The organism is Pseudomonas sp. GW101-3H06 (genome assembly GCF_059424605.1).
This window is the reverse complement of the sequence record NZ_JBWKZO010000001.1, coordinates 1-25884: the sequence shown is the minus strand read 5'-3', so window position 1 is coordinate 25884 and position 25884 is coordinate 1. Positions and strand designations below refer to the sequence as shown.

At 59.8% G+C, this 25884-nt stretch carries 23 protein-coding genes and 1 pseudogene; 12 read left to right on the top strand and 12 right to left on the bottom strand.

Going from position 1 to position 25884, the window contains the following annotated elements; all coding sequences use genetic code 11:
• Positions 1 to 66 precede the first annotated feature (66 nt).
• The 4 genes and pseudogenes from argB to coaBC form a co-directional block, all read right to left on the bottom strand.
• On the bottom strand, positions 67 to 972 hold the full coding sequence (argB, locus tag AC07ZE_RS00120; RefSeq protein ID WP_095194424.1) for an acetylglutamate kinase: 906 nt from the start codon (positions 970 to 972) through the stop codon (positions 67 to 69).
• Positions 973 to 989: 17 nt separating this feature from the next.
• Positions 990 to 2393, bottom strand: a pseudogene (locus AC07ZE_RS00115) (phosphomannomutase/phosphoglucomutase); the annotation flags it as partial.
• A 192-nt stretch (positions 2394 to 2585) separates the two neighbouring features.
• Positions 2586 to 3041 (bottom strand): dUTP diphosphatase, encoded by a 456-nt coding sequence (dut, locus tag AC07ZE_RS00110; protein WP_207259896.1) that lies wholly within the window; start codon positions 3039 to 3041, stop codon positions 2586 to 2588.
• Between the two features lie 5 nt (positions 3042 to 3046).
• Positions 3047 to 4255, bottom strand: a complete 1209-nt coding sequence (gene coaBC, locus AC07ZE_RS00105; protein WP_207259895.1) for a bifunctional phosphopantothenoylcysteine decarboxylase/phosphopantothenate--cysteine ligase CoaBC — start codon at positions 4253 to 4255, stop codon at positions 3047 to 3049.
• Between the two features lie 135 nt (positions 4256 to 4390).
• Between coaBC and radC the strand changes: the two genes are divergently transcribed.
• Positions 4391 to 5065, top strand: coding sequence for a RadC family protein (radC, locus tag AC07ZE_RS00100; protein ID WP_207259893.1), 675 nt, complete (start codon positions 4391 to 4393; stop codon positions 5063 to 5065).
• A gap of 72 nt (positions 5066 to 5137) precedes the next feature.
• Here radC and AC07ZE_RS00095 read toward each other — a convergent pair whose 3' ends face one another.
• Positions 5138 to 6724, bottom strand: a complete 1587-nt coding sequence (locus AC07ZE_RS00095) for an ABC transporter substrate-binding protein (RefSeq protein ID WP_207259892.1) — start codon at positions 6722 to 6724, stop codon at positions 5138 to 5140.
• Between the two features lie 445 nt (positions 6725 to 7169).
• Here AC07ZE_RS00095 and rpmB point away from each other — a divergent pair, with 445 nt between their 5' ends.
• Both rpmB and rpmG read left to right on the top strand, forming a co-directional pair.
• Complete coding sequence (gene rpmB, locus AC07ZE_RS00090; RefSeq protein WP_003177273.1) at positions 7170 to 7403, top strand: 50S ribosomal protein L28; 234 nt, start codon at positions 7170 to 7172, stop codon at positions 7401 to 7403.
• Between the two features lie 11 nt (positions 7404 to 7414).
• The gene (gene rpmG / locus AC07ZE_RS00085; protein ID WP_007894709.1) at positions 7415 to 7570 is read left to right on the top strand and encodes a 50S ribosomal protein L33; all 156 of its coding nucleotides are present in this window, start codon (positions 7415 to 7417) and stop codon (positions 7568 to 7570) included.
• Between the two features lie 188 nt (positions 7571 to 7758).
• Here rpmG and AC07ZE_RS00080 read toward each other — a convergent pair whose 3' ends face one another.
• The gene (locus AC07ZE_RS00080) at positions 7759 to 8121 is read right to left on the bottom strand and encodes a cupin domain-containing protein (protein ID WP_095194418.1); all 363 of its coding nucleotides are present in this window, start codon (positions 8119 to 8121) and stop codon (positions 7759 to 7761) included.
• Between the two features lie 235 nt (positions 8122 to 8356).
• Here AC07ZE_RS00080 and AC07ZE_RS00075 point away from each other — a divergent pair, with 235 nt between their 5' ends.
• Together AC07ZE_RS00075 and AC07ZE_RS00070 are read left to right on the top strand one after the other, a co-directional pair.
• Positions 8357 to 9850, top strand: a complete 1494-nt coding sequence (locus AC07ZE_RS00075) for an aldehyde dehydrogenase (RefSeq protein ID WP_207259891.1) — start codon at positions 8357 to 8359, stop codon at positions 9848 to 9850.
• Positions 9851 to 10039: 189 nt separating this feature from the next.
• The gene (locus tag AC07ZE_RS00070) at positions 10040 to 11185 is read left to right on the top strand and encodes an MFS transporter (protein WP_207259888.1); all 1146 of its coding nucleotides are present in this window, start codon (positions 10040 to 10042) and stop codon (positions 11183 to 11185) included.
• On the opposite strand, the gene AC07ZE_RS00065 is transcribed toward AC07ZE_RS00070, so the two are convergent.
• Positions 11182 to 12750, bottom strand: coding sequence for a phospholipase D family protein (locus AC07ZE_RS00065; RefSeq protein WP_207259887.1), 1569 nt, complete (start codon positions 12748 to 12750; stop codon positions 11182 to 11184). The genes AC07ZE_RS00070 and AC07ZE_RS00065 overlap by 4 nt on opposite strands.
• A gap of 57 nt (positions 12751 to 12807) precedes the next feature.
• Positions 12808 to 14241: an aminotransferase-like domain-containing protein gene (locus tag AC07ZE_RS00060; protein WP_207259886.1), complete on the bottom strand. Its 1434-nt coding sequence runs from the start codon at positions 14239 to 14241 to the stop codon at positions 12808 to 12810.
• A gap of 179 nt (positions 14242 to 14420) precedes the next feature.
• Between AC07ZE_RS00060 and AC07ZE_RS00055 the strand changes: the two genes are divergently transcribed.
• The gene (locus AC07ZE_RS00055) at positions 14421 to 14666 is read left to right on the top strand and encodes a DUF1127 domain-containing protein (RefSeq protein WP_207259885.1); all 246 of its coding nucleotides are present in this window, start codon (positions 14421 to 14423) and stop codon (positions 14664 to 14666) included.
• A gap of 143 nt (positions 14667 to 14809) precedes the next feature.
• Here the strand turns inward: AC07ZE_RS00055 and AC07ZE_RS00050 are convergent, their stop codons facing one another.
• On the bottom strand, positions 14810 to 16123 hold the full coding sequence (locus tag AC07ZE_RS00050; protein WP_207259884.1) for an NAD(P)/FAD-dependent oxidoreductase: 1314 nt from the start codon (positions 16121 to 16123) through the stop codon (positions 14810 to 14812).
• Positions 16124 to 16270: 147 nt separating this feature from the next.
• On the opposite strand from AC07ZE_RS00050, the gene AC07ZE_RS00045 reads away from it, so the two are divergent.
• Complete coding sequence (locus AC07ZE_RS00045; protein ID WP_095194411.1) at positions 16271 to 16624, top strand: YkgJ family cysteine cluster protein; 354 nt, start codon at positions 16271 to 16273, stop codon at positions 16622 to 16624.
• Positions 16625 to 16678: 54 nt separating this feature from the next.
• Here the strand turns inward: AC07ZE_RS00045 and AC07ZE_RS00040 are convergent, their stop codons facing one another.
• Positions 16679 to 17167: an Lrp/AsnC ligand binding domain-containing protein gene (locus AC07ZE_RS00040; RefSeq protein ID WP_003177284.1), complete on the bottom strand. Its 489-nt coding sequence runs from the start codon at positions 17165 to 17167 to the stop codon at positions 16679 to 16681.
• Between the two features lie 157 nt (positions 17168 to 17324).
• On the opposite strand from AC07ZE_RS00040, the gene dadA reads away from it, so the two are divergent.
• The 5 genes from dadA to AC07ZE_RS00015 all read left to right on the top strand — a co-directional run bounded on the left by dadA (position 17325) and on the right by AC07ZE_RS00015 (position 23177).
• The gene (gene dadA / locus AC07ZE_RS00035; RefSeq protein ID WP_137807185.1) at positions 17325 to 18629 is read left to right on the top strand and encodes a D-amino acid dehydrogenase; all 1305 of its coding nucleotides are present in this window, start codon (positions 17325 to 17327) and stop codon (positions 18627 to 18629) included.
• A 133-nt stretch (positions 18630 to 18762) separates the two neighbouring features.
• A complete protein-coding gene (gene alr / locus AC07ZE_RS00030; RefSeq protein WP_207259875.1) occupies positions 18763 to 19836 on the top strand; it encodes an alanine racemase in 1074 nt (357 codons plus the stop codon).
• Between the two features lie 128 nt (positions 19837 to 19964).
• Positions 19965 to 20513 (top strand): cupin domain-containing protein, encoded by a 549-nt coding sequence (locus AC07ZE_RS00025; protein ID WP_007947433.1) that lies wholly within the window; start codon positions 19965 to 19967, stop codon positions 20511 to 20513.
• Positions 20514 to 20695: 182 nt separating this feature from the next.
• Positions 20696 to 21109, top strand: coding sequence for a c-type cytochrome (locus tag AC07ZE_RS00020; protein ID WP_310650387.1), 414 nt, complete (start codon positions 20696 to 20698; stop codon positions 21107 to 21109).
• 145 nt (positions 21110 to 21254) lie between these two features.
• On the top strand, positions 21255 to 23177 hold the full coding sequence (locus tag AC07ZE_RS00015) for an acetyl-CoA hydrolase/transferase C-terminal domain-containing protein (protein WP_207259874.1): 1923 nt from the start codon (positions 21255 to 21257) through the stop codon (positions 23175 to 23177).
• A 68-nt stretch (positions 23178 to 23245) separates the two neighbouring features.
• On the opposite strand, the gene AC07ZE_RS00010 is transcribed toward AC07ZE_RS00015, so the two are convergent.
• Together AC07ZE_RS00010 and rep are read right to left on the bottom strand one after the other, a co-directional pair.
• The gene (locus AC07ZE_RS00010; RefSeq protein WP_007934646.1) at positions 23246 to 23818 is read right to left on the bottom strand and encodes a xanthine phosphoribosyltransferase; all 573 of its coding nucleotides are present in this window, start codon (positions 23816 to 23818) and stop codon (positions 23246 to 23248) included.
• 56 nt (positions 23819 to 23874) lie between these two features.
• On the bottom strand, positions 23875 to 25884 hold the full coding sequence (rep, locus tag AC07ZE_RS00005) for a DNA helicase Rep (protein WP_095194407.1): 2010 nt from the start codon (positions 25882 to 25884) through the stop codon (positions 23875 to 23877).

The window sequence follows — 25884 nt, the reverse complement described above, 5'->3', positions numbered from 1 at the left end:
AAGGACCGATCAAAAAAAGACCCCGCTCAGCCAGGCTGAGCGGGGTCTTTTAGCATCCGCTATCGCTTAGTGACGCTTGCGATTGCTGATCAAGGTGCCCACGCCGGTATCGGTGAAGATTTCCAGCAGGATCGCATTCGGCACGCGACCGTCGATGATCAGCGAGCTGCCCACGCCACCCTGGACCGCTTCCAGCGCGCAGCGGATCTTCGGCAGCATGCCGCCGTAGATGGTGCCGTCGGCGATCAGGTCGTCGACCTGCTGCGTGCTCAGGCCGGTCAATACCTTGCCCGATTTGTCCATCAGCCCGGCGATGTTAGTAAGCAGCATCAGCTTTTCGGCCTTCAGTGCTTCGGCAACCTTGCCAGCTACCAGATCGGCGTTGATGTTGTACGACTCGCCGTTGGCGCCGACGCCGATTGGCGCGATCACCGGGATAAAATCGCCTTTGACCAGCAGGTTCAGCAGGTCGGTATTGATTCCGACCACTTCACCGACGTGGCCGATGTCGATGATTTCCGGCTGGGTCATCTCCGGGGTCTGGCGGGTGACGGTGAGTTTCTTCGCACGAATCAACTCGGCGTCTTTACCGGTCAGGCCGATGGCGCTGCCGCCGTGACGGTTGATCAGGTTGACGATGTCCTTGTTGACCTGGCCGCCAAGGACCATTTCCACCACGTCCATGGTCGCGGCGTCGGTGACGCGCATACCGTCGACAAAGTGGCTCTCGATCGACAGGCGCTTGAGCAAGTCACCGATTTGCGGGCCGCCGCCGTGAACGACCACCGGGTTGATGCCGACGGCTTTCATCAGCACGATGTCGCGGGCGAAGCCGGTTTTCAGCTCCTCGCTTTCCATCGCGTTGCCGCCGTATTTGATCACCAGCGTCTTGCCGACATAGCGGCGAATGTAAGGCAGCGCTTCGGACAGGACCTTGGCGGTGTTGGCGGCGGCTTCGCGTTCGAGGGTCATTCAGGGCTCCGGGTGAATCAGAACGGTAGTTGGAGATCAGGTGCAACGCGCTTCAACTGGACATGGAAAACGTCCTTGATACGCTGCAATTCAGCCTCGTCATCGGCCTCGAAGCGCAGTACCAGCACCGGTGTGGTGTTGGAGGCGCGAACCAGGCCCCAGCCTTTGGCATAGTCGACTCGCACGCCGTCAATGGTGGTCAGGTCGGCGCCTTCGCCCCACTGCGCGTCGTGCAGTGCATCAATGATGCTGAATTTGCTCTCTTCGGTCACATGGATATTGATTTCCGGCGTAGAAATATCGTTCGGGAAGGTTGCGAACAATTCTTCAGCCGACGATTTTTCCTTGCTGAGGATTTCCAGCAACCGCGCGGCGCTGTAGATGCCGTCGTCGAAACCGAACCAGCGTTCCTTGAAAAAGATGTGCCCGCTCATTTCACCGGCCAACAGGGCGCCGGATTGTTTCATTTTCTTTTTGATCAACGAATGACCGGTCTTCCACATCAGCGGACGACCGCCATATTCCTTGATCAGCGGGATCAGGCGGCGGGTGCATTTGACGTCGAAGATGATTTCCGCGTCGGGGTTGCGTGCTACCACATCCTTGGCGAACAGCATCAGCAGGCGGTCCGGGAACACGACGCTGCCGGTGTTGGTGACCACGCCCACGCGGTCGCCATCGCCGTCGAAGGCCAGGCCCAGGTCGGCGTTGGTTTCCTTGACCTTGGCGATCAGGTCTACCAGGTTTTCCAGCTTGCCCGGGTCTGGGTGATGGTTGGGGAAATTGCCGTCGACTTCGCAGAACAGCGGGATGACTTCGCAGTTCAGTGCTTCGATCAGTTGCGGGGCAATCACGCCGGCAGCGCCGTTGCCGCAGTCCACCACGACCTTCAGGCGTCGGGCCAGTTTGATGTCCTGGACGATTTCTGTGGTGTAGCGGTCGAGGATCTCGACCTTGGTGATGCTGCCCTGGCCGCTGGTCAAGTCGTTATTCTTGAGGCGGTCATGCAGGGCCTGAATCTGTTCGTTGGCCAAGGTGTCGCCAGCGATGACGATCTTGAAGCCGTTGTAGTTCGACGGGTTATGGCTGCCGGTCAACATCACCCCGGATTTGCCGGCCAGTACGTTGGCGGCGTAGTACAGCGCAGGGGTTGGCACCAGGCCGACATCACTGACGTGGCAGCCGCTGTCAGCCAGGCCCTGGATCAGTTGCTCCACCAGCTCAGGGCCGGACAGGCGACCATCACGGCCGACGCAAACATTCGGTTCATCCTGGGCCAGACTTTGGGCACCGATGGCGCGACCGAGCCAGTAAGCCGTTTCAGCGTTCAGAAATTCCGGAACAGTGCCGCGAATATCGTAGGCGCGGAAGATGCTGTCAGGGAACTTGGGGGCGATGCGGGCGGGGGTGCTCATCTGTGGGAATGCTCCATCTCGAAAGTGGCTGGACCTGCCTGCGAATCATTCGTGGGCAGGCTCAAAGTGAAAGGTATGACGACGTTTTTCACAGAGAGTTCGTGGTATGAAAGGGCCATGACACCAGCACGGTGCAAAAATCAGCACAAATTTTGTGGCGAGGGAGCTTGCTCCCTCGCCACAATGGATCCTGTCGGATCAGTGGCTGCCGGAATGACCGAAGCCGCCAGTGCCGCGCTGGGTCTCGACGAACTCTTCGACCATCTCGAAATGTGCCTGTACCACCGGCACAAGTACCAATTGCGCCAGGCGCTCGCCAACGACCATGGTGAAATCGGTCTGGCCACGGTTCCAGCACGAGACCATCAGAGGGCCCTGGTAGTCGGAATCGATCAGGCCGACCAGGTTACCCAGTACGATGCCATGCTTATGGCCCAGGCCAGAGCGCGGCAGTATCAGCGCCGCGAGGTTCGGGTCACCGATATAGACCGACAGCCCCGTAGGAATCAGCACGGTGTCGCCCGGTTTGATCACAATGTCTTTTTCCAGCATAGCGCGCAGGTCTAGACCGGCGGAGCCTGGAGTGGCGTATTGCGGCAGCGGGAATTCGGTACCGATGCGAGGATCGAGGATCTTGGCTTGCAAAGCGTGCATGTAAATTAAACCTGGTTCAGACGTTCGGCGATGAAAGTGATCAACTGGCGAGCAATCTTGCTCTTGCTAGTTTGGGCGAAAAGCGTGGCGTGAAGCTGACGATCGATCACGCTGCAGGCGTTTTCTTCGCTGTTGAAGCCAATGCTCGGGTTGGCGACGTCGTTGGCGACGATCAAATCGAGATTCTTGTCTTTCAACTTGCGCGCGGCGTAGTCGAGCAGGTGTTCGGTTTCGGCGGCGAAACCGACACTGAACGGACGGTCGGGGCGGGTGGCGATGCTGGCCAGGATGTCCGGGTTGCGCACCATCTGTAGTAATAGGCCGTCGCCGTTCGTAGGATCTTTCTTGAGTTTCTGTGGGGCGACGACTTCCGGGCGGTAGTCCGCGACCGCTGCCGAGGCAATGAACAGGTCGCAAGGGATCGCGGCTTCGCAGGCGGCGAGCATGTCGCGAGCGCTGACTACGTCGATACGGGTAACACGGTCTGGAGTCGGCAGGTGCACCGGGCCTGTGATCAGGGTCACGCGGGCGCCGGCTTCGACTGCGGCTTCGGCCAGGGCAAAGCCCATTTTCCCGGAGCTGTGGTTGGTGATGTAGCGCACCGGATCAATGTTTTCCTGGGTCGGGCCGGCGGTGATCAGCACGTGTTTGCCGGTCAGCGCCTGGCGCTTGAAGCAATCCGCGGCCAGCTGTGCCAGGTCGGTGGCTTCGAGCATGCGGCCCAGGCCGACATCGCCGCAGGCCTGGCTGCCGGAGGCTGGGCCGAAGACTTTCAGGTCGCGGCTTTCCAGGGTTTGCAGGTTGGCCTGGGTGGCTGGATCGCGCCACATGGCCTGGTTCATCGCCGGAGCAACCGCGACCACTGCGTCAGTGGCCAGCACCAGCGTGGTCAGCAAATCGTCGGCTATGCCTTGAGCCAATCGGGCGATCAGGTCTGCGGTGGCGGGGGCGATCAGCACCAGGTCAGCCCATTTGGCCAGCTCGATGTGGCCCATGGCCGCTTCGGCCGCCGGGTCCAGCAGGTCCAGATGCACGGGGTGCCCGGACAGGGCCTGCATGGTCAGTGGCGTGATGAATTCGCTGCCGCCGCGAGTCATGACCACGCGCACTTCGGCGCCCTGGTCCATCAGTCGGCGAACCAGATCGGCGCTTTTGTAGGCAGCAATGCCGCCGCCGACGCCCAGAACAATGCGTTTCCGATACAGCCGCTGCATAGGCCTGCCTTTCAATTCGTGGGTGACAAACGTAGCGAAACCCCCTCCCCAGGGTGAATTCGCCCGCAAAAAAGATGGGCTACGATATCACAGCGACCGCTACGGAACAGCGGCGCCCACAGACAGGGAGGTGCTATGAGTATTCGCGATTGGCCGGCGGCGGAGCGGCCGCGGGAGAAGCTTCTTGAACAGGGGCCGGCAAGCCTTTCGGATGCCGAATTGCTGGCCATCTTTTTGCGAACCGGGGTGTCAGGCAAAAGCGCGGTGGATCTGGCGCGGCATCTGCTGGGGCAATTTGGCAGTCTGCGGTCACTGTTGGAGGCGGATCTCCCGACGTTCAGCAGGCAGTTAGGACTGGGTGCGGCAAAGTTCGCACAATTGCAGGCGATTCTGGAAATGAGTCGACGGCATCTGGCTGAGCGGCTGCGCTTCAAGCCAGTGTTGGAAAATCCGCGTGCGGTGCGCGATTACCTGAAGGCGATGCTGCGCCATGAGCCTCACGAAGTGTTCGGTTGTCTGTTTCTGGATTCAAAACATCAGGTGCTTACCTTTGAGGCACTGTTTCGTGGCTCCATCGACAACACCAGTGTCCATCCACGGGAGGTGGTCAAGCGCGCGCTGGCACACAACGCGGCGGCGCTGATCCTTTGCCATAACCATCCGTCGGGCAACTCCGACCCCAGTCAGGCCGACCGGCTGCTCACCAAGCGTCTGCAAAAGGCCATGGAGCTGATTGATGTGCGGGTGCTTGACCATTTCATCATCGGCGATGGCGATCCGCTTTCGATGGCTGAATATGGGTGGATGTAAAGCGGGGTGGCGCTAAGCAAGGCTCTGTGGGAGCGAGCCTGCTCGCTCCCACAGGTTTTGTGGCCGGACGGATTATTTGATATTGACCTTCGAATAGTCCTGCCGCCCAAACGGGCTCACCGCATAACCCTCGACATCTTTGCGAGTCAGGGCAAAAGCCGTCGGGTGTGCCAGCGGCAGCCACAATGCCTGCTGCTGAATTTGCGTCTGAGCCTGTTCGTAGAGCTTGGTGCGCACGCCTTGCTCGCCGGTGGTCTTGCCGGCACTGATGAGCTTGTCCAGGTCCTGGTTGCAATAGCGAGCGAAGTTGGTGCCGGATTTGACCGCGGCGCAGGAAAACTGCGGCGTAAGGAAGTTGTCCGGATCACCGTTGTCGCCGGCCCAGCCCATGAACAGCAAGTCATGTTCACCGGCCTTGGCACGACGGATCAGCTCGCCCCATTCGATCACGCGAATTTCGGCCTGTATGCCGATTTCCGCGAGGTCAGACTGCAGCAGTTGGGCGCCGAGGCTGGGGTTCGGGTTCAGCAGGCTGCCCGACGGGCGAGTCCAGATGGTGGTCTGGAAGCCGTCCTTGAGTCCGGCCTTGGCCATCAACGCCTTGGCTTTCTCCACGTCATGGGCATAGCCCGGCAGGCTTTTGGCGTAGCTCCAGGTGTTCGGCGGGTAGGGGCCATTGGCAGGCTCGGCGGTGTCTTCGAACACAGCCTTGACGTAATTGGCCTTGTCGAAAGCGAGGTTGATCGCCTGACGCACTTCAGGCTTGTCCAGCGGTGGGTGCTGGCTGTTGATGCCGACGAATGCGGTCATGAACGCGTCAGTCTTTTCCACTTTCAGGGTCGGCTCTTTCAGCGCGGCCTGTACATCAAGAGGCTTGGGCGACAGGGCGATCTGGCATTCATTGCGACGCAACTTCTGCAAGCGCACGTTGGCGTCCGGGGTGATGGCGAAGATCAGCGGGTCCACTGACGGCTTGCCACCAAAGTAGTCCGGGTTGGCCTTGTAGCGGATCGAGGCGTCCTTCTGGAAGCGCGTGAACACGAACGGGCCGCTGCCGATCGGCTGACTGTTGAGCTTCTCCGGGGTACCGGCCTTCAACAGTTTATCGGCGTACTCGGCCGAATAGATCGAGGCGAAACCCATGCTCAGGGTCGCGAGGAAGGTCGAATCCGGATGGTCCAGCGTGAAGCGCACGGTCAGCGGGTCGAGGGCGTCGATTTTTTTGATCAGCGCCGGCAATTGCATGGATTGCGCGTGGGGGAAGCCGCTCTGGGCGACCTTGTGCCAGGGGTTGGCCGGATCGAGCATGCGGTCGAAGCTGAACTTCACGTCCTCGGCGGTCATTTCGCGCGTCGGGCTGAAATACTCGGTGCGGTGGAACTTCACCTGCGGGCGCAGCCTGAACACATATGTCAGGCCATCGGGGCTGACTTCCCAGCTTTCGGCGAGACTGGCGACCACTTTGCCGCTGTCCGTGTCGAAATCCACCAAACGGTTCATCAGCACGTCCGCCGAGGCGTTGGTGGTGGTCAGAGAGTTGTATTGCACCACGTCGAACCCTTCGGGGCTGGCCTCGGTGCAAACGCTCAGGGCGGCGGCGAAGGCCTGTGGGCTCAGCACAAGCGGGGCGAGCAACAGCGGTAGGGCAGCGAGGCGCATGGTCGGATTCCTTTACAGATCGAAGGCCCATCTGCAAGTGCAGTCTGGAAAAGGCTTACCCTAGTGGGCTCCTTTGCAAATGACTATCCCCTTTTTCATTTTCAGGGGACTATAGGCGCCTGATTTTGCTGTGCTCGGGTGGAAAAACGGCGGCGTCGTGGCGTGGGGCAGATTCTCGCGACGAGCGGTCGAAAACGACGACAGCCTTTATCCAAAGCGCTTGTGGCGTGGAAAACCGGGTTTTTCTCCATTCAAGGCACAGCGAATGTTGTTGCTCTCCAGTCTTTCTGGTATAAAGCAGCGCTCTTTTCTAGGGGCCCGGTTCCTTCACTGTAGGTGTAGCCGGTAAGACCTCTAAAGAATCGCGGCGCCTGGCGCCACAATGACTAGAGATTAAGCGGCCAACCCATGCCGGGTTGGGCATGTGGTTTTAGAGGGCTGAGGCATGTCTAGAGTATGTCAAGTTACCGGTAAGGGTCCGGTGACTGGGAATAACATTTCCCACGCAAACAACAAAACCCGTCGTCGTTTCCTGCCGAACCTGCAGCATCACCGCTTCTGGGTTGAAGAAGAGAAACGTTTCGTACGTCTGCGCGTATCTGCCAAAGGCATGCGCATCATCGACAAGCGTGGCATCAGTGTCGTGCTGGCCGAACTTCGTCGCGATGGCAAGGTTTAAGGGAGCTAATCATGCGTGAATTGATTCGTTTGATTTCGAGCGCCGGTACTGGTCACTTCTACACTACCGACAAGAACAAGCGCACTACTCCGGACAAAATCGAGATCAAGAAATTTGATCCGGTTGTTCGCAAGCACGTGATCTACAAGGAAGGCAAAATCAAGTAATTGATTTTTCCCGACTTACGAAAAAGGCCCGTATCGCGAGATACGGGCCTTTTTTGTTGCCTGATGGACAGGTATTGCCTGTCGGGCCCCCTTCGCGAGCGGGCTCGCTCCCACAATGTCCGTGACACACTGATCTCCTGTGGGAGCGAGCCTGCTCGCGAAAGCGTCGGCCCAGGCAACGCTAATTGTCAGGCCTTCTGCTCAAACGCCACATAGATTTTGCGGCATGGCTCCAGCACTTCCCAGGTGCCCCGGAAACCTGCCGGGATGACGAAGCGATCGCCAACCCGCAGCGTCTTGGCGTTACCATCAAGATCACGCAGCACGGAAACACCCTGCACGATTTCGCAATATTCGTGTTCGGTGAAGTTCACTGTCCACTGGCCGACAGCCCCTTCCCACACGCCGGCGTTCAGCTGGCCGCAAGGACTGTTGTAGTGGTTGAACACCGCTTGCTCAGGATCGCCCTTGAGCACCTTGGTCGGGTCTGGACGATAGCGTTCGGCGGCGGTGGTGGCCTGGCTGAAGTCGACGATGTTCTGGATGCTCATTGTTGTATTCCCCCGTCATTGCGGTACGAGTGGTGACTGTTGCCAAAGTCTATGTTTATTAAAATGAACATCGCAAGGCCGTTTGCCAGCCTTGTGTCAAATATATTGAAACTTCACCTGCCGCTGGTTTAGGGTGGCGGTTGCCCTTGGCCGAAAAGCAGGCTGGCCGGGCAGAATTCCTGACAGCGCCCGCGAAGAACGCGGGTGTCGTATTCAATAAGAGGAGGACACTCGAATGACCACCCTGACTCGTGCCGACTGGGAACAAAAGGCTCGCGATCTGAAGATCGAAGGCCGTGCTTACCTCAATGGCGAGTACACCGATGCTGTCTCCGGCGAGACCTTCGAGTGCATCAGCCCGGTCGATGGCCGTCTGCTGGGCAAGATTGCCAGCTGTGACGCCGCCGACGCCCAGCGCGCTGTGGAAAACGCTCGCGCCACCTTTAATTCGGGCGTCTGGTCGCGCTTGGCGCCGACCAAACGCAAATCCGCGATGATCCGTTTCGCCGGCCTGCTGAAACAGCACGCCGAGGAGCTGGCACTGCTTGAAACCCTGGACATGGGCAAGCCGATCAGCGACTCCCTGTACATCGACGTTCCCGGCGCGGCGCAAGCCCTGAGCTGGAGCGGAGAAGCCATTGACAAGATCTACGACGAAGTGGCCGCCACTCCGCACGATCAATTGGGTCTGGTGACCCGCGAACCCGTCGGCGTGGTCGGCGCCATCGTGCCGTGGAACTTCCCGTTGATGATGGCGTGCTGGAAGCTAGGGCCTGCGCTGTCGACCGGTAACTCGGTGATCCTCAAGCCGTCGGAAAAATCCCCGCTGACCGCGATCCGTATCGCTGCACTGGCCGTTGAGGCCGGCATTCCGGCAGGCGTGCTGAACGTGCTGCCCGGCTACGGTCATACCGTCGGCAAGGCCCTGGCCCTGCATAACGACGTCGACACCTTGGTGTTCACCGGTTCGACCAAGATCGCCAAGCAGCTGCTGATCTATTCCGGTGAGTCGAACATGAAGCGCGTCTGGCTGGAAGCCGGCGGCAAGAGCCCGAACATAGTGTTCGCCGATGCTCCGGACCTTCAAGCAGCGGCCGAAGCGGCGGCTGGCGCCATCGCCTTCAATCAGGGTGAAGTTTGCACCGCCGGCTCGCGCCTGCTGGTGGAGCGCTCCATCAAGGATAAATTCCTGCCGCTGGTGATCGAGGCGCTGAAAGCCTGGAAGCCAGGTAACCCGCTGGACCCGGCGACCAATGTCGGTGCGCTGGTGGATACCCAGCAGATGAACACCGTGCTGTCCTACATCGAATCCGGTCACGCTGACGGCGCCAAACTGGTGGCCGGTGGCAAGCGTACACTTCAGGAAACCGGTGGCACCTACGTCGAGCCGACGATTTTCGATGGCGTGAGCAACGCGATGAAAATCGCCCAGGAAGAAATCTTCGGACCTGTGTTGTCGGTCATCACCTTCGACACCGCCGAAGAAGCCGTTGCTATTGCCAACGACACGCCTTATGGCCTGGCCGCTGCAGTGTGGACGACTGACATCTCCAAGGCTCACCTGACCGCCAGGGCACTGCGTGCCGGTAGCGTGTGGGTCAACCAGTACGATGGCGGCGACATGACGGCACCGTTCGGTGGCTTCAAGCAGTCCGGCAACGGCCGCGACAAGTCGCTGCATGCGTTCGACAAGTACACCGAGCTGAAGGCGACCTGGATCAAGTTGTAAGCCGTTAACGGGAGCCTGCTGTAGTAGCAGGCATCCCCAAACGACGCGTATCCCCTGTGGGAGCGAGCCTGCTCGCGAAAGCGGTATAACAATCGACGTCAATGTTGAATGTTGCTCCGTCTTCGCGAGCCGGCTCGCTCCCACAGTGTTTTGTGTTGTACATAAAAACTATCCACAGGAGCGTGGAACATGCGTTGGGCGACGTATTTCGCCGTGTTGGCGTCTGTCTTGAGTGTCGGCCTGGCCCTGGGCGTCAGCATGCCGCTGGTGTCGTTTCGCCTGGAAAGCTGGGGTTACGGCTCGTTTGCCATCGGTGTGATGGCAGCGATGCCAGCCATAGGCGTTCTACTGGGTGCGAAGATCTCCAGTCATCTGGCGGCGCGTCTCGGCACGGCCAATTTGATGCGTCTGTGTTTGTGGGGCGGGGCGGTGTCCATCGGTTTGCTGGCGTTGATGCCGAGCTATCCGATCTGGCTGGTGCTGCGCTTGATGATCGGTGTGGTGCTGACCCTGGTGTTCATCCTTGGCGAAAGCTGGATCAATCAACTGGTGGTCGAAGAATGGCGCGGACGGCTGGTGGCGCTGTACGGCAGCAGCTACGCGTTGAGTCAGTTGGCTGGGCCGATATTGTTAGGTGTCCTGGGCACTGAGCATGATTATGGCTTCTGGGTCGGGGTCGGTTTGCTGGTGGCGGCGCCGTTTCTGTTATTGGGCCGCAGTGGCGCGCCCAGCAGCGAGGCCTGCAGCGTGACCTTCGGTGATTTGCTGACGTTCTGTCGTGGCTTGCCGGCGATTGCCTGGGCAGTGTCGCTGTTCGCGGCGTTCGAGGCGATGATCCTGACATTGCTGCCGGTGTACTGCTTGCGTCAGGGTTTCACCACGGAAATCGCGCTGGCGATGGTCAGTACGGTGGTGGTGGGGGATGCCTTGTTGCAATTGCCGATCGGTGCGCTGGCGGATCGCATGTCGCGTCGTGCATTGTTCACGTGGTGTGCGATGGTTTTGTTGGTGTCGAGTCTGGCGATTCCGTTGCTGATCGACACGCTGCTGATCTGGCCGTTGTGGGTGTTGTTCGGCGCCAGTGCCGGCGGTTTGTTTACCTTGTCCCTGATCCTGATCGGCGAGCGTTATCGTGACGATGCGCTGGTTCGGGCCAACGCACACATCGCGCAACTGTGGGGCATCGGTTGCCTGCTCGGGCCGTTGATCGCCGGTGCCGGCAGTCAGTGGATCAGCGGGCATGCGTTGCCGTTGCTGATGGCGGCGGGTGCGTTGGGACTGGTGATTCTAGTGTCGCGCCAGGGGGCGTTTGGCGCGGTTGTCGAACCGGCTTAAAGCATCTGCTCGAGCCCCACCGTGTTGCTCAGCCAGGCATTGAAGCGCCGCCACCAACTGCCTGGTTCCTTGGTCAGGGTGTGCATTTTGCCGTCGTCTTCAGTGGTCCAGACGACTTGGCCATTCTCCAGCCGCGCCTGATAACTCAGGGCCGGCGCCATGCCCTCCAGCGCCAGTTCGCGGACGCGGGCCGCCAATTCCGGGCTGTCCACCAGCACCCCGACTTCGGTGTTCCACAGTACCGAGCGCGGGTCGAAGTTGAATGAACCGATGAAAGATTTCTGCTGGTCGAAGATGATCGCCTTGCTGTGCAGGCTGGAATCGGATTCGCCATAGGATCGTCGGGAAAACAGGCGAGGTCCGCTGCCGCTTTCATCACCGGGCTGGCGGCGCAATTCATAGAGTTGCACGCCATGCTCCAGCAGGGCTTTGCGATACGGTGCATAGCCGCCATGCACCGCCGGGACGTCGGTGGCTTCCAGTGAATTTGTCAGCAATTGCACCGATACGCCGGAATCGGCACGGCCGGTCAGGTACACCAGCCCCGGCTGGCCCGGCACGAAGTAAGCCGAGACCATCACCAGCTCTTTGCTGACGCCGTTAAGTTCGGGCGCCAACTGGGTGGTCAACAGCAACTGCGGGTCTGGCTCGCCGTCCGCCAGTACCTTGCTCGGCGCATCCCACAACGCCTGGTTCCAGGCCCAGATCAGCTCTTTGCGCCAGATATCCAGGCGCGGGTCGGTGGCGAACTTCATCAATTGTTGAAACAGCGCGTGGTTCTGTTTGCGAGACTCCTCCAGGGATTCTTCCAGCCGCGTGCGGGTGTTTTTCAGGTCCTGTGCAGTCGGTTTGCTCGACAGGAACTGCTCTACCGGCTTGCTCAAGGCGCTGTTCCAGTACTGGTCGAAACTGTGACCCAGCTGCTCGGCGACGGGGCCGACGCCGAGTATGTCGATATCCGTGAAATTCAGATTCGGCTCGGCATCGAAATATTCGTCCCCCAGATTGCGCCCGCCGACGATGGCCATGCTGTTATCCGCCAGCCACAGCTTGTTGTGCATGCGCCGATGTTGCTGCGACAGGTTGAACAGGCGGCCCATGGTGCGCGTCACGCCGGTGCTGCGCCCCAGATGCAAGGGGTTGAACACGCGAATCTGAATCTGTGGATGTGCCGCAAGGGTGGCGATGGTGCGGTCCAGGCCATCGCTGGTGGTGTCGTCGAGGAGAATTCGCACCCTCACGCCGCGGTCGGCGGCCTTGAGCATTTCTTCCACCAGCATTCGCGTACTGATCCCGTCATGCACGATGTAGTACTGCAGATCGAGACTGCCTTGGGCGTTGCGGATCAGTTCGGCGCGGGCGGTGAAGGCTTCGGTGCTGTCGGACAGCAGGCGAAAGCCTGATTTCCCTTCATGAGGGGCGGCCTGGGCCTGGACCGAACGGCCGAATGCCGAAGCGCTCGCCGGCAATGCCTGGCTCGGTTGGCGCTGCACGTCAAAACTGGCGCAGCCGCCGAGGAACGAAGCAAGTAACACCAGAGCAAGCAGGGGCTGTCTGACTCTCACGTGGGATCGTTCCGATTGGCGAATGTTGGCATATGGACGCTGAACGCTTCAGAAAGGTCAGTCGGTCAGCCAGTCGGTTTCCGCCAGCAGCTGGATGGCGGCGGCGCCGACCTTGCGTACGGCTTCTTCAATCTGTGCCGTTGGTTTGGCAGCGTAGTTCATACGCAGGCAGTTGCGATACTTGCCCGAAGCGGAAAATATGCTGCCCACGGCAATCTGTACGCCCTGATCGTGCAAGGCGCGATTCAGTCTCAGGGTGTCAAAGCCTTCAGGCAGTTCAACCCACAACATGAAACTGCCTTGCGGGCGGCTGGCGCGGGTGCCGACGGGGAAATAGCGGGTGACCCAATCGATCATCGCATCGCGATTGCGTTGGTATTGCGTGCGCATCCGCCGCAAATGCGGTTCGAAGTGACCGCCCTTGAGGAATTCGGCGATGGCAATTTGCGGTTGCGGCGCGGTGGAGCCGGTGCTGATGTATTTCATGTGCAGCACGCGTTCCAGATAGCGACCGGGTGCGACCCAGCCAATGCGCAGGCCGGGGGCAAGGGTCTTGGAAAATGAACTGCAGAGCAGGACGCGGCCGTCTTCGTCGAAGGATTTGATCGTGCGTGGGCGCGGGTAGGTGTAGGCCAATTCGCCATACACATCGTCTTCGATGATCGCCACGTCGAAACGCTGTGCGAGCGTCAACAATGCGCGTTTGCGCGACTCCGGCATGATGTAGCCCAGTGGGTTGTTACAGTTGGGCGTCAACTGTATGGCCTTGATCGGCCACTGTTCCAAGGCCAGTTCAAGTGCATCGAGGCTGATCCCGGTGAGCGGGTCGGTAGGGATTTCCAGGGCTTTCATGCCCAGGCCCTTGAGGGTTTGCATGGCGCCATGAAAGCTCGGCGAGTCCACGGCCACGATATCCCCCGGTTCGCAGATGGAGCGAATGCTGGTGGACAACGCTTCGTGGCAGCCGGTCGTGACCACCAGGTCACCGGGGCTCAACTGGCAACCGGAATCGAGCATCAGCCGGGCGATCTGTTCGCGCAGTTCGAGGTTGCCGTGAATGTTGTCGTAATACAGACCAGGCATGTCTTGCCGACGACTGAGCTGCGCCAGGCCGCGTAGCAGGGGCTTGAGGGTGGGGGTGGTGATGTCCGGCATGCCGCGACCCAATTGCACTACATCCTTGCGCGGCACCGCGCGAATCAACTCCAGCACCTGATCCCATTGCGAGATATCCACAGGCCGCTGCGCCGGGCGGCCCACCGCTGGCAGCTCCGGTAATTGGCGACTCACCGGCACGAAGTACCCGGATTTAGGCCTTGGCGTGGCCAATCCGCTGTCTTCCAGTACGCGATAGGCCTGCTGCACCGTACTCAGACTGACGCCATGTTCGACGCTCAGCGCCCGTACCGACGGCAGCCGGTCGCCAGGGCGATAGAAGCCCTGCTCGATACGCGTGCCGAGCAGTTCAGCGAGGTTGACGTAAAGGGTCATGGCGCAGTCTCGAGGTAAGTGATACGGCTAACCAGTACAGATGGGTGAAAAAACCAGGATTCAGAGCCTGAGGCGAACAATCTGTATTGAAATAATACAGATGCGTTGGATCTGTAATGGTTTTCGCCATCCACGCATCATGAAAGCTCTGGCTACCCAAGTAAACAGGAGCATTCAAAATGAACGGCTTGAGCGATGTGCGGCTGACGTTACACAGTCAGGAACTGGCGGCTGGGCAAGATAACGATGCACGCGAGGCGCACATGCGCAACGCGCCGTCCGGCCTGAGTCGTTGGGGTCTGTTCTGGCATAGTCTGCACACGCGCAAGGCGTTGCTGACGCTGACATCCGAGCAGCTCAAGGATGTCGGGCTGACGCGTGAGCAGGCGCGGGAGGAGGGGTTGAAACCTTTCTGGCGGATCTGATAGCAATGAGCTCCTCAGCTCCATTCGCGAGCAGGCTCGCTCCCGCAGGAGATCATCTGTATGCACACTATCTGTGATCGACAGAGATCAATGGTGGGAGCGAGCCTGCTCGCGAAGACGTCCGCTAAAACGCCACAAGATCTTCAGACCAACTCTTTAAACCGATGCCACAACATCCCCAACGCCAATAGCGGCGAGCGCAAATGCCGGCCGCCCGGGAAGGTAATGTGCGGGACCTTGGCAAACAGATCGAAGCCACTGCTCTGCTGCCCGCTGATGGCTTCGGCCAGCAATTTGCCGGCCAGATGCGTGGCATTCACGCCATGCCCGGAGTAAGCCTGGGCGTAGTACACGTTCGGCTGGTCCTTGAGACGGCCGATTTGCGGCAGGCGGTTGGCGCCGATGCCGATCATGCCGCCCCATTGATAATCGATCTTCACGTCGCCCAATTGCGGAAAAACATCCAGCATCTTTGGCCGCATATAGGCCGCGATGTCTTTCGGGTCCCGTCCCGAGTAATGGCAGGCACCGCCGAACAGCAAGCGGCGGTCCGCCGAGAGTCGGTAGTAATCCAGCGCCACCCGTTGATCGCAGACCGCCATGTTCTGCGGCAGAAGCGAGTGCGCCAGTTCTTCGCTCAGAGGCGCGGTGGCGATAATGTAGCTGCCGGCGGGCAGTACCTTGCCGCTGAGTTCGGGGTTGAGTTCATTGAGGTAGGCATTGCAGCTCAGCACCAATGTCTTGGCGCGGACCCTGCCTTGGGCGGTATGCACCTTGACTTCGGAGCCGTAATCGATGCGGGTGACGGCTGACTGTTCGTACAGTCTGGCACCCAGTTGTTGCGCGGCGGCGGCTTCGCCCAACGCCAGGTTCAGTGGATGCAAGTGCCCGGAGCCCATGTCGATCAGGCCGCCCACGTAACGGTCGGATCCCACCACGGTGTGCATTTCGTGGGGTTGCAGCAGGCGGGTCTCGTAGCGATAACCGAGAATGCGCAGTTCTTCGGCGTCCTCGGCAAAACCTTCGAGGTCGCGGGGCTTGTTGGCCAGGTCGCAATAACCCCAGGTCAGGTCACAAGGGATCTGAAAACGCTCGACCCGCTGTCGGACGATTTCCACCGCTTCCAGACCCATGAGTTTCATCTGACGCACGCCGTCGGTGCCGATGACATGGGTAAACTGATCGAGGCCGTGACCAACCCCGCGAATGAGCTGCCCGCCGTTGCGCCCGCTGGCGCCCCAACCGATTTTATGGGCTTCGAGCAGCACCACGCTGAGGCCGCGCTCGGCCAGTTCCAGCGCGGTGTTCAGCCCGGAAAAACCGCCGCCGACCACGCATACATCGGCCACCACTTCGCCTTTGAGCACCGGGTAATCCGGCTGCGGCAGGCTGCTGGCTGCGTAATAAGAGGCCGTGTGTTGGTGGCTCGGGACAGGTTGCTGAGCACGGGCTGTCATGTGCGTGATCCTGGTTCTTGTGTTTAGAAAATTTGACGGAGCATAAGCCGGGCCTTCGCGGGCGGGCAACATTGGTCGGTTACCGCTGTCTGGATCGCGACTTTTGCCTCAGAATTACGCTCTTTCCTGAAATCGGTCACCGCCTCGATGAGCTGCAACAGTCAGAAAATTCGCACGCTGCGCCAGCAGATTCCCTCGTTCGAGTGCGTGCCCGGCTGTCACGACTGCTGTGGTCCGGTGACTACCTCGCCGGAAGAAATGTCGCGCCTGCCGCGCAAGACCCGGGCCGAGCAGGAAGCGGCGATGGACGAACTCAACTGCGTCCATCTCGGGCCGAACGGCTGCACCGTGTATGACGAGCGGCCGTTGATCTGCCGGTTGTTCGGTACTACCCAGACTTTGCCGTGCCCCAATGGGCGGCGGCCGGTGGAATTGATTCACCCGCGGGTCGAAAAGCAGGTGTTCGAGTATATGGCGAGTAACCGGCAAGTTCTCGTTTAACAGTCAGACCGGGTCGCCTGCTCGCGAAGGCGGCCGAACAGGCGCTATAAAACCTCAATCCGGAATCGGCAAGCTCAAACTCTCCTTGACCTCTTCCATCACGATATAGCTCTTGGATTCGCGCACATGGGGCAGCTTGAGCAGGATGTCGCCCAGCAGCTTGCGGTACGAGGCCATCTCGGAAATCCGCGCTTTCACCAGATAGTCGAAATCCCCTGATACCAAGTGGCATTCCAGCACATGGGGCAGTTTCAGCACCGCTCGTCGGAACTCTTCGAAGGTGTCGCCGGATTTGTAGTCCAGGCTGATCTCGACGAACACCAGCAGACTCCCCTTGAGGTGTTGAGGGTTGAGCCGCGCGTTGTAGCCCATGATGATCCCCTCGCGCTCCAGGCGCCGGACCCGCTCAGTGCAGGGCGTGGTCGATAGCCCGACCTTTTCCCCAAGCTCGGTGAAAGAGATACGCCCGTCCGCTTGCAGGATCCGCAGGATGTTGCGGTCGATCTTGTCCAGCTCACGTTTGGTTTGAGTGTTGGTACGCATAGGGGATGCGCCTCCGTGAAAAGGGTTTTTGCCGAGAATTGTCGCCAAATATAGGCGCTTATATAGTGAAAATCACTGACCAATCTTTTTTACACTGCGCACATCTAAAGCTCTGAACTACACACGTCAGCGGTCAGCCGCGATGAGGGATATGAAAATGCGCGTTATGGTCTTGGGTAGCGGCGTCATCGGTACCACCAGTGCTTATTATCTGGCGCGTGCCGGGTTTGAAGTGGTGGTAGTCGACCGGCAGCCGGCTGCTGCCATGGAGACCAGTTTCGCCAACGCCGGCCAGGTGTCGCCGGGTTATGCCTCACCCTGGGCTGCGCCGGGTGTGCCGCTCAAAGCCATCAAGTGGCTGCTGCAGCGTCACGCGCCGCTGGCGATCAAGGCGACCGCCGATATCGATCAATACCTGTGGATGGCGCAGATGCTGCGCAACTGCACCGCCAGCCGTTACGCGGTGAACAAGGAGCGCATGGTCCGACTGTCCGAATACAGCCGTGACTGCCTCGACGAACTGCGCGCCGAAACCGGCATTGCCTACGAAGGCCGCAGCCTCGGTACGACCCAGCTGTTCCGCACCCAGGCTCAGCTTGATGGCGCCGCGAAAGACATCGCCGTGCTGAAAGAGTCCGGCGTGCCATTCGAATTGCTCGACCGCGAAGGCATTGCCCGCGTTGAGCCGGCCCTGGCCAGCGTCACCGATATCCTCGCCGGTGCCTTGCGCTTGCCAAACGACCAGACCGGCGACTGCCAGATGTTCACGACCAAGCTCGCTGAAATGGCCGCGAAACTCGGTGTGCAGTTCCGTTTCGGCCAGGACATTCAGCGCCTGGACTTCGCCGGTGATCGCATCAACGGAGTGTGGATCGACGGCAAGCTGGAAACCGCTGACCGCTACGTGCTGGCGCTGGGCAGCTATTCGCCGCAATTGCTCAAGCCGCTGGGTATCAAGGCGCCGGTGTACCCGCTCAAGGGCTACTCCCTGACCGTGCCGATCACCAACCCGGCGATGGCCCCGACCTCGACCATTCTCGACGAGACCTACAAGGTCGCGATCACCCGTTTCGACAACCGCATCCGCGTCGGCGGCATGGCGGAAATTGCCGGTTTTGACCTGTCGCTGAACCCGCGTCGACGCGAAACCCTGGAGATGATCGTCAACGACCTTTATCCTCAGGGCGGCGATCTGGCCCAGGCAAGTTTCTGGACCGGCCTGCGTCCGACCACGCCGGATGGCACCCCTATCGTGGGTGCCACCCCGTTCAAGAACCTGTTCCTGAACACCGGTCACGGCACGCTTGGCTGGACCATGGCCTGTGGTTCCGGTCGCTTGCTGGCTGACTTGATGGCGAAGAGAAAACCACAGATCAGCGCCGAAGGCCTGGATATTTCCCGTTATGGCAACAAGCAACAGGAATCCGCAAAGCACGTTAATCCAGCGCCAGCTCACCAGTAAGTGCATGGGCTGTCGCGGGTAACCGCTTTGCCTTGAGCCAGTCAGAAAGATCCCTCTCCCGGTGCTGTTGGCGGTTAACGCCGTCAGCCAGCGCCGGTTTTTCTTCCAAACGACCGACCAGAAGTCTGCCGCCATGCGTCCTGCCCGTGCCCTGATCGACCTTCAAGCCCTTCGTCACAACTACCGGATCGCCCGTGAAGTCACGGGAGCCCGCGCCCTCGCGGTGATCAAGGCCGATGCCTATGGTCATGGCGCGGTGCGTTGCGCCCAGGCGCTCGAAGCCGAGGCGGATGGCTTTGCCGTGGCCTGTATCGAGGAGGCACTGGAACTGCGCGCCGCTGGTATTCGCGCGCCGGTCTTGTTGCTGGAAGGCTTTTTCGAAGCCGATGAACTGTCGCTGATCGTCGAGCATGACTTCTGGTGCGTGGTGCATTCGTTGTGGCAGCTCGAAGCGATCGAAAAAGCGCCACTGAGCAAACCGATCACGGTCTGGCTCAAGCTCGATTCGGGCATGCACCGGGTGGGGCTGCATCCGAAGGATTATCAATCGGCCTATCAACGGCTGCTGGCCAGCGGCAAAGTGGCGAAGATTGTACTGATGAGCCACTTCGCCCGTGCCGATGAATTGAATTGCCAGGCCAGTGCCGAGCAGGTCGCGGTGTTCGACGCAGCGCGTCAGGGCCTGGCGGCCGAGGTCAGCCTGCGCAATTCGCCGGCGGTGCTGGGTTGGCCGCAGATTCCGAGTGATTGGGTGCGCCCGGGCATCATGCTTTACGGCGCCACGCCTTTCGAAGAAGCCAATGCCGTCGCTTCGCGCCTGCAACCGGTGATGACCCTCGAATCGAAGGTGATCAGCGTGCGTGAACTGCCGGCCGGCGAGCCGATCGGCTATGGCGCGAAATTCATCACCCAGAAGCCGATGCGTGTTGGGGTGGTGGCCATGGGGTACGCCGATGGCTACCCGCGTCTCGCTCCGACCGGTACGCCGGTCCTGGTGGCCGGGCAACCCAGCCAGTTGATCGGCCGGGTATCGATGGACATGCTGTGCGTCGATCTGACCGATATTCCACAGGCTGGCCTGGGCTCGACGGTGGAGTTGTGGGGCAAAAACATCCTGGCCAGCGACGTGGCCATGGCTGCGGGCACGATTCCTTATCAGATCTTCTGCAACCTGCGTCGGGTGCCAATGCTCTATTCCGGGAGTTGACGGCAAGCGAGCCGGACCGAAAGTCGCCTCACTGAACAGGATTCAGGTCAAAGTGTTGTAAATACTGAACGCTGTCGCCATGATAACGCTCAATATTCCAACAATCTGAATCCCTGGAGGCGCAAGCTTTGGACGTCGGTGAACGACTGCAATCGATCCGTAAGCTCAAAGGTCTTTCCCAGCGTGAACTCGCCAAACGCGCGGGCGTCACCAACAGCACCATTTCGATGATCGAGAAGAACAGTGTCAGCCCCTCGATCAGTTCGCTGAGGAAAGTGTTGGGCGGCATTCCCATGTCCATGGTCGAGTTCTTTTCCGAAGAGATCCTGCAGGAAAAACCGACTCAGATCGTCTACAAGGCCAACGAGCTGATCGATATTTCCGATGGTGCGGTGACCATGAAGCTGGTCGGCCGGGCTCACCCGAGCCGGGCTATCGCGTTCCTCAATGAAATCTACCCGCCAGGCGCCGACACCGGCGACGAGATGCTCACCCACGAAGGCGAGGAAACCGGAATTCTGGTGGAAGGTCGGCTGGAATTGGTGGTCGGGCTCGAAACATTTGTGCTCGAAGCCGGCGATAGCTACTACTTTGAAAGTACCAAGCCGCACCGTTTCCGTAATCCGTTCGATGCGCCGGCGCGACTAATCAGCGCAGCTACACCCGCGAATTTCTAAGAAAAGAGGCGCCCTGCCAGCATGGCCGAGGCACCCGAGCTGTTTTTCCGTTGCGCAACAAGACCCCTTCGACTTTGGGGTTGTTTCAGTGTCGCGGGCTTACCGCTATACTTGCGCCCGCCTGCGAACCGTGGCCGCAGGCGTGAATAGCCACCATTGAGGGTGAACGCGTGAACCTAATTATGAAAATGCTGGCCGCACCAGCAACCGTACTGGCCCTCTGGGCTGTCAGCGCTCAAGCTGCGACCAACGACGAAATTGCCAAACGCCTTGAGCCAGTCGGCCAGGTCTGTGTTCAGGGTAAAGAGTGCAAAGGCATGGAAGTCGCCGCTGCTGCTGGCGGTGGTGGCGGTGCCAAGGCGCCTAAAGATGTGATTGCCAAGCATTGCAATGCTTGCCACGGCACCGGCCTGTTGGGCGCGCCGAAAATCGGCGACAAGGCAGCCTGGAAAGAACGTGCCGATCACCAGGGCGGCCTCGACGGTATCCTGGCCAAAGCCATTACCGGTATCAACGCGATGCCGCCTAAAGGCACCTGTGCCGACTGCTCCGATGACGAGCTCAAAGGTGCCATCAAAGAGATGTCGGGCCTGTAACAAGCCTGCCTCTTTCACAAAAAAGCCGCTTGCGAGCGGCTTTTTTGTGCCTGCCGATCCTCTTGCAAAGGTTTTGGTGTTCATTGCAGCAAAGACCCGGCAAGCTCGGTCCAACCCCAGTTCATGGAATGTAAGGGAGGATCGGATGGTGCAGCTGTGTTCTATCGAGCAAGCGGTCGATGAGGTGTTGGCCAGATTGCCAGCGCATATTCACATGGGCCTGCCCCTGGGCCTGGGCAAACCCAACCATTTCGTCAACGTACTGTATCGACGCGTCGCGCAATTGCCCCAACGGCAGCTGACGATCTACACCGCACTGTGCCTGGGGCGACCTGCATTGGGCGACGGCTTGCAGAGGCGCTTTCTTGAACCGTTCATTGACCGGGTCTTCGGCGATTATCCCGAGCTGGATTTCCTCGCCGACCTGCACCGCGACAGCCTGCCGGGCAATGTTCATATCCAGCAGTTTTTCATGCAGCCCGGTAGCCTGCTCAACAGTCCTGCGGCGCAGCAGGACTATGTCAGCAGCAACTACAGTCATGTGGCCCGGGACATCAACGCTGCGGGCTTGAACCTGGTGGCGCAACTGGTGGCCAGTCATGCCGAGCATCCCGACTGCTTGAGCCTGAGCTGCAACCCGGACATCACTCTCGACCTGTTGCCGATGATCGCCAAGCGCCGAGCCGCCGGGGAGACGATCCTGATGGTCGGCCAGGTGCACAACGACTTGCCCTACATGCCCGGTGACGCCGAAGTCGGTATCGACACTTTCGATGTGCTGATCGACGAGAAAGATCACACCACGCTGTTTTCTACGCCGAACATGCCGGTGGGGTTCCAGGATCATTTCATCGGTTTGCACGCCAGTACGCTGGTGCGCGATGGTGGCACGCTGCAGATCGGCATCGGCGCCATGGGCGATGCGCTGACGGCGGCGTTGTTGGCACGCCAGGCGGATAACGGTGGTTACCAGGCATTGCTCGCGGACGTGGACCTCAGCCCATGGGCGCCACTGATCGAGCGCGAAGGCGGCCTCGACCCCTTTGCCAAGGGCCTGTATGGCTGCAGCGAAATGTTCGTCAACGGCCTGTTGGTACTGGCCGATGCGGGGATCGTGCGGCGCAAGGTCTATCCGGACGTACCGACCCAACAACAGGCGAATGCTGGCACCCTCGATGAAGCGGCGCAGACCGATGGCGTCTCGGTGCATGGCGGTTTCTTCCTCGGACCGCGCAGTTTCTATGAGCGCTTGCGCGAGTTGCCGCAGAACAAGCGGCTCGAATTCAACATGACCCGCATCAGCTACATCAACGAGCTCTATGGTCAGGAAGAGCTCAAGCGTTTGCAGCGTCTCGATGCACGGTTCATCAACACAGCCTTCACCATGACCCTGCTTGGTGCCGGCGTGGCGGACCAACTCGAAGACGGGCGGGTGCTCAGCGGCGTCGGCGGGCAATACAACTTTGTTGTGCAGGGCCATGCACTGCAAGGCGCGCGCTCGGTGTTGCTGCTGCGCAGCTGGCGCGAGTCGGGTGGGGATGTCAGTTCAAACATTGTCTGGGAGTACGGCCACTGCACGATCCCACGGCATTTGCGGGACATCGTGGTCACCGAGTACGGCATCGCCGATCTTCGCGGCAAGACCGATGCAGCGGTGATCGAAGCGCTGTTGAACATCAGTGACTCACGCTTTCAGCAGGGTTTGATCGAACAAGCGCAACAGGTCGGCAAGTTGCCCAAGGATTTTCGTCTCGATCCGCGTTTCACCGACAACCGTCCGCAACGCTTGCAGGCGATACAGGCGCGGCATGTGCAGTTGTTTGCGGAGTATCCGCTGGGTTGTGATTTCACTGAGGTGGAAAAAGATTTGTTGCGAGCGCTGAACTGGCTGAAGAGCAAGTTCAAACTGAGCCAGATACTGGAATTGGGCAAAGCTGCACTGGATGCACCGCCGGCTTCGGAATTTTCCGGGCATTTGCAGCGGATGCAGCTGAGCAACCCTGAAGGGCTGAAAGAGGATTTGTTCCAACGACTGTTGCTCACCGGCCTGAAAGCCACCGCGCTATAACGCCTACGCCCAGAGCAACTGAGGGAGCCAGCAGGCTGGCTCCCTCAGGGGAAATACGGTGTTGTTGGTTATTCGATGAAGGTTACAACGCCATCCTTCAGCGATTGCACCCGCGCCAACGACTCTACGCGGTACCCCTGCGCATCCAGCTCCGCACGGCCGCCCTGGAACGACTTCTCGATCACGATCCCCAGGCCCGCCACGGTGGCGCCGGCCTGTTTGATGATCGAGATCAGCGCCTGGGACGCCTTACCGTTGGCCAGGAAGTCATCGATGATCAGCACGCGGTCGCTGCTGGTCAGGTGGCGCGGGGAGATCGCCACGGTGCTTTCGGTCTGCTTGGTGAACGAGTACACAGTCGCCGACAGCAAGTTTTCGGTCAGGGTCAGGGACTGGTGCTTGCGGGCGAAAATCACCGGCACGCCGAGGTTCAGGCCGGTCATGATCGCCGGGGCGATGCCCGAGGCTTCGATGGTGACGATCTTGGTGATGCCCGAGTCCTTGAACAGCGTGGCGAATTCGTCGCCGATCAGCTTCATCAGGGCCGGGTCGATCTGGTGGTTCAGAAAGGCGTCGACTTTCAGGACCTGATCGGAAAGCACGATGCCTTCTTCGCGGATTTTTTTGTGCAGGGCTTCCATGAAGCTGTCCTCTTTTGGCGCCTTTTGCGCCGAAGGTCTAAATAAAGTGGTCAATTCTAGCGCTTTAACATCGCGCGTATATCCGCCAATGCGTTGTTGCCGCGAACGGCTTTAACCTCGGTCGGGGTGTCGTCGTTGCCTTCCCAGGCCAGGTCGTCCGGTGGCAACTCATCGAGAAAGCGGCTTGGCGCGCAGTCGATGATCTCGCCATATTGTTTGCGCTTGGCGGCAAAGGTGAAGGCCAGGGTCTGACGCGCGCGGGTAATTCCTACGTAGGCCAGCCGGCGTTCCTCTTCGATGGTGTCGGCTTCGATGCTGGAACGGTGCGGGAGGATTTCCTCTTCCATGCCCATGATGAACACGTAGGGGAATTCCAGGCCCTTGGAGGCGTGCAGGGTCATCATTTGCACGCCTTCGGCGCCGTCTTCCTCTTCCTGTTGGCGCTCCAGCATGTCGCGCAGCACCAGTTTGCCGATGGCGTCTTCGACGGTCATTTCGCCTTCTTCGTCCTTCTCGAGCGTGTTTTTTAACGCCTCGATCAGGAACCAGACGTTACCCATGCGGTAGTCGGCGGCCTTGTCGCTGGAGCTGTTGGTGCGCAGCCAGTTCTCGTAGTCGATGTCCATGACCATGCTGCGCAGGGCCGAGATCGGGTCTTCGCCGGCGCATTGCTCACGGACCTTGTCCATGAAGCGCTTGAAACGCGACAGGCGATCGGTGAAACGGCTGTCCAGATGTTCGCCCAGGCCGATTTCGTCCGTGGCGGCGTACATCGAGATTTTTCGTTCGGTCGCGTAGTTGCCCAGTTTCTCCAGCGTGGTCGAACCGATTTCCCGGCGTGGGACGTTGATCACTCGCAGGAAGGCGTTGTCGTCGTCCGGGTTCACGATCAGGCGGAAGTAGGCCATCAGGTCTTTCACTTCCTGACGTCCGAAAAAGCTGTTGCCGCCGGACAGGCGGTACGGCACCTGATGGTGCTGCAATTTCAGCTCAATCAGTTTGGCCTGGTAGTTGCCGCGGTAGAGGATCGCAAAATCGCTGTACGGGCGGTCGGTGCGCAGGTGCAGGCTGAGGATTTCCATGGCCACGCGTTCGGCTTCGGCGTCTTCGTTGCGGCAGCGGATCACACGGATCTCGTCGCCGTGACCCATTTCACTCCACAACTGCTTTTCGAATTCGTGGGGGTTGTTCGAGATCAGCACGTTGGCGCAGCGCAGGATGCGGCTGGTGGACCGGTAGTTCTGCTCCAGCATCACCACTTTCAAGGACGGGTAGTCTTCCTTGAGCAGCATCAGGTTTTCCGGACGCGCGCCACGCCAGGCATAGATCGACTGGTCGTCGTCGCCCACCACGGTGAACTGGTTACGCTTGCCGATGAGCATTTTTACCAGCAGATACTGGCTGGCGTTGGTGTCCTGGTATTCATCCACCAGCAGGTAACGCACCTTGTTCTGCCACTTTTCCAGGATGTCGGCATGCTCTTCGAACAGCTTCACCGGCAGCAGGATCAGGTCGTCGAAGTCCACCGCGTTGAACGCCTTGAGCGTGCGCTGATAGTGGGTGTAGACGATGGCGGCGGTCTGTTCCTTGGGGTTGCGCGCGTTTTCCAGGGCCTGGGCGGGCAGGATCAGGTCGTTTTTCCAGGCGCCGATCATGTTCTTGATCTCGTCGACGCCGTCGTCGCCCGAGTATTCCTTCTGCATGATGTCGGTCATCAGGGCCTTGACGTCGGTCTCGTCGAAGATCGAGAAGCCCGGTTTGTAGCCCAGCCGCACGTGTTCCTTGCGGATGATGTTCAGGCCCAGGTTGTGGAAGGTGCAGACCGTCAGGCCCCGGCCTTCACCGGCACGCAGCAGGGTGCCGACCCGTTCCTTCATCTCGCGTGCGGCCTTGTTGGTGAAGGTCATGGCGACGATGTATTGGGCGCGGATACCGCAGTTCTGGATCAGGTGGGCAATCTTGCGCGTGATCACGCTGGTCTTGCCGGAGCCTGCACCGGCGAGCACCAAAAGAGGGCCGCCGACGTAGCTCACGGCTTCTTGCTGCCGGGGATTGAGTCGGGACAT

Bases quoted from the DNA above. Each gene is read 5' to 3' on its own strand.
- argB (WP_095194424.1), bottom strand. From the start codon at position 972: ATGACCCTCGAACGCGAAGCCGCCGCCAACACCGCCAAGGTCCTGTCC.
- dut (WP_207259896.1), bottom strand. From the start codon at position 3,041: ATGCACGCTTTGCAAGCCAAGATCCTCGATCCTCGCATCGGTACCGAA.
- coaBC (WP_207259895.1), bottom strand. From the start codon at position 4,255: ATGCAGCGGCTGTATCGGAAACGCATTGTTCTGGGCGTCGGCGGCGGC.
- radC (WP_207259893.1), top strand. From the start codon at position 4,391: ATGAGTATTCGCGATTGGCCGGCGGCGGAGCGGCCGCGGGAGAAGCTT.
- AC07ZE_RS00095 (WP_207259892.1), bottom strand. From the start codon at position 6,724: ATGCGCCTCGCTGCCCTACCGCTGTTGCTCGCCCCGCTTGTGCTGAGC.
- rpmB (WP_003177273.1), top strand. From the start codon at position 7,170: ATGTCTAGAGTATGTCAAGTTACCGGTAAGGGTCCGGTGACTGGGAAT.
- rpmG (WP_007894709.1), top strand. From the start codon at position 7,415: ATGCGTGAATTGATTCGTTTGATTTCGAGCGCCGGTACTGGTCACTTC.
- AC07ZE_RS00080 (WP_095194418.1), bottom strand. From the start codon at position 8,121: ATGAGCATCCAGAACATCGTCGACTTCAGCCAGGCCACCACCGCCGCC.
- AC07ZE_RS00075 (WP_207259891.1), top strand. From the start codon at position 8,357: ATGACCACCCTGACTCGTGCCGACTGGGAACAAAAGGCTCGCGATCTG.
- AC07ZE_RS00070 (WP_207259888.1), top strand. From the start codon at position 10,040: ATGCGTTGGGCGACGTATTTCGCCGTGTTGGCGTCTGTCTTGAGTGTC.
- AC07ZE_RS00060 (WP_207259886.1), bottom strand. From the start codon at position 14,241: ATGACCCTTTACGTCAACCTCGCTGAACTGCTCGGCACGCGTATCGAG.
- AC07ZE_RS00055 (WP_207259885.1), top strand. From the start codon at position 14,421: ATGAACGGCTTGAGCGATGTGCGGCTGACGTTACACAGTCAGGAACTG.
- AC07ZE_RS00050 (WP_207259884.1), bottom strand. From the start codon at position 16,123: ATGACAGCCCGTGCTCAGCAACCTGTCCCGAGCCACCAACACACGGCC.
- AC07ZE_RS00045 (WP_095194411.1), top strand. From the start codon at position 16,271: ATGAGCTGCAACAGTCAGAAAATTCGCACGCTGCGCCAGCAGATTCCC.
- AC07ZE_RS00040 (WP_003177284.1), bottom strand. From the start codon at position 17,167: ATGCGTACCAACACTCAAACCAAACGTGAGCTGGACAAGATCGACCGC.
- dadA (WP_137807185.1), top strand. From the start codon at position 17,325: ATGCGCGTTATGGTCTTGGGTAGCGGCGTCATCGGTACCACCAGTGCT.
- alr (WP_207259875.1), top strand. From the start codon at position 18,763: ATGCGTCCTGCCCGTGCCCTGATCGACCTTCAAGCCCTTCGTCACAAC.
- AC07ZE_RS00020 (WP_310650387.1), top strand. From the start codon at position 20,696: ATGAAAATGCTGGCCGCACCAGCAACCGTACTGGCCCTCTGGGCTGTC.
- AC07ZE_RS00015 (WP_207259874.1), top strand. From the start codon at position 21,255: ATGGTGCAGCTGTGTTCTATCGAGCAAGCGGTCGATGAGGTGTTGGCC.
- AC07ZE_RS00010 (WP_007934646.1), bottom strand. From the start codon at position 23,818: ATGGAAGCCCTGCACAAAAAAATCCGCGAAGAAGGCATCGTGCTTTCC.
- rep (WP_095194407.1), bottom strand. From the start codon at position 25,884: ATGTCCCGACTCAATCCCCGGCAGCAAGAAGCCGTGAGCTACGTCGGC.